This window comes from Mesorhizobium sp. WSM4810 (assembly GCF_055811235.1).
In genome coordinates this window covers 1-644 of sequence record NZ_JBVVQV010000097.1, presented here as the reverse complement: position 1 = coordinate 644, position 644 = coordinate 1, and the positions used below count along the sequence as shown (strand labels likewise).

The window sequence follows — 644 nt, the reverse complement described above, 5'->3', positions numbered from 1 at the left end:
AGGTGCGTCAAACCTGGTCGGGCTGACAGAACGGATCGCTTTCCTGCGCACGCTGGAGATCGATCCGAAATTGCAGATGCGGATTTCCTCGGGTCGGTGGGACCAGATGATCCGTGAAGGGAACGCCACGCCGGCCTGGCTGGCCATCGATTTCAATGCCAGCCGTCGGCACGCCCTGATCGTGGCGCAGGTCATCAAGCTCGGCCAGAAGCTCACCGACGATGCAGTGTCGATGTTTATCAAGCTGATGGGTCGGCTGTTCTCGCAAGCCAATAACCGCAAGAAGCAGCGACACATGGACTGCAGGCCGGATACCGCAAAGGCACTGCGCATGTTCCTCGACACCATCACAGCCCTGCAGTCCGCCAACGACTATGGTCGGAACGCGTTGGAGGTTCTCGATCAGAAGGTCGGCTGGCATCGGCTGCTCCGCATGAAGCCTGAGCTCGAATCGATGGTCGATGACAACGAGGCGTCGCCCTTGGCCTTGGCGGCCGAGCGATATGCGACCGTCCACAAGTATGCCGGTGCGTTCCTACAGGCGTTCACGTTCCAATCGGCGCGGCGACACGATCCGCTTCTTGCGGCAATTTCGCTGCTGAAACGCCTGTATGCCGAGAGCCGTCGGGCACTCCCCGAGCGCG

1 pseudogene is annotated in these 644 nt (G+C 60.9%); it reads left to right on the top strand.

The features are described 5' to 3' along the window. A pseudogene (locus AC0L3O_RS35470) lies at nucleotides 1-644 on the top strand (Tn3 family transposase); the annotation flags it as partial.